The sequence below is a fragment of the Pseudomonas sp. JAI111 genome (assembly GCF_024809425.1).
Lineage (GTDB): Bacteria > Pseudomonadota > Gammaproteobacteria > Pseudomonadales > Pseudomonadaceae > Aquipseudomonas.
Map to the genome: position 1 here is coordinate 1 of NZ_JANUCB010000023.1, position 1,315 is coordinate 1,315.

Sequence of the window (1,315 nt, forward strand, 5' to 3'; positions counted from 1 at the left end):
TGGTTCTTCACGGATTACCGGGAAAGACGCTCTTGATCTTCATGAAAAAGAACTCGCTGTCCCGGTAACCGTAAGCCATCCGCTTGATGACCTTTATTCGATTGTTTATCCCTTCTAATTGACCCGTGTGCATCGGCCAACGAACTCGGCTTACGATCCCGCGCCAGTAACGCTTTAGCCGCTTGGCGAACTGAATCAGGGCGGGTATTTCGCTTTCATGGGCGTGGCGCAGCCATTGTTTCCAAGCCGCTCTCCAGCCCCAAGCCGTTGCCGCCGTCCAAAGTGTTTTGAGTTCAGCCTTCATCAGATAGACCGTCATCAGCGTTTGGTTGGCGGCCAGCAGATCCTGCAAGCGCACTTGCTGTTCAGGCGTCTTCAGGTTTTCGGGGTTGCGCAGCAGTAGCCAGCGCGATTGCTTGATGACTTTGCGGGCAGGTTTGTCATGACGTAACCGGTTGGCCTCATCGACTCGAACTCGATCGATCACTTCTCGCCCAAATTTGGCCACCACGTGGAAAAGATCGTAAACCACTCGCGCCTTGGGGCAATGCTGACGAACCTCCAGGTCAAACGCTGTGTTCATGTCCATCGCCACCGCTTCGATTTGCGCGCATCCCTCTGAGCCGAGCTCTTCAAAGAACGGCCTGACGGCCACACGGCTGCGGCCTTCGCCGATCCAAAGGACCCGGCGGGTGTCGGCATCCAGAACCACACTGGCGTAACGATGCCCCTTGTAGAGGGCGAATTCATCCATGATCAGACGTGTTGGAGTTGCCTTGGGGAGTGCCAGCAAGACCGTCTGCAAGGCCCGTCTTTCAAGTTGGCGGATGGTATCCCAGTGCAAACCAAACATCTGGGCGACATGCAAAGTAGGGAGCCGCTCGCAATTTTTTGTCACGGCCTGGGCTAGCCGCTGAGTCAGGCGGGCATATCGATCCAACCAACTGACTGCTTCCATTTTCTTGCCGCAGCTTCGGCAGTTCACTCTGCGCAATAGCACCTTTAGCTGGACGCTGTGCCCCAGGATCGGCAAGTCACGAATCGATCTCTCGCAGTACTCGTGGATGGTTGTGCACGGCTGGAGGCAAGCCCCGCAAGCGGGCCATTGGTTGGGATGGGGGGTGAGCGTAATTTGAAGCGCATCACCATCAGGTTTGATCGTGACAATAGAAAAGCCCTCCCAAAAGGGAAGGAACGTATTAATATCGTGCATAAGAACGCCGGTTTTTTAGATGTGTTTGCTCGCACGAACATCATCAATCAAATCGGCGTTCTTGTTTCTGTGTTTCCCGGGATTTCGTGAAGAACCTTTTTT

1 protein-coding gene is annotated in these 1,315 nt (G+C 54.4%); it reads right to left on the minus strand.

The window, feature by feature from the left end; translation table 11 throughout:
• Nucleotides 1-7 precede the first annotated feature (7 nt).
• The gene (locus HNR03_RS31690) at nucleotides 8-1,213 is read right to left on the minus strand and encodes an ISL3 family transposase (RefSeq protein ID WP_259158406.1); all 1,206 of its coding nucleotides are present in this window, start codon (nucleotides 1,211-1,213) and stop codon (nucleotides 8-10) included.
• Between the last annotated feature and the right edge of the window lie 102 nt (nucleotides 1,214-1,315).

What these genes read in the sequence shown, in the direction of transcription:
- HNR03_RS31690 (WP_259158406.1), bottom strand. Translation starts at nt 1,213, where the DNA reads ATGCACGATATTAATACGTTCCTTCCCTTTTGGGAGGGCTTTTCTATT.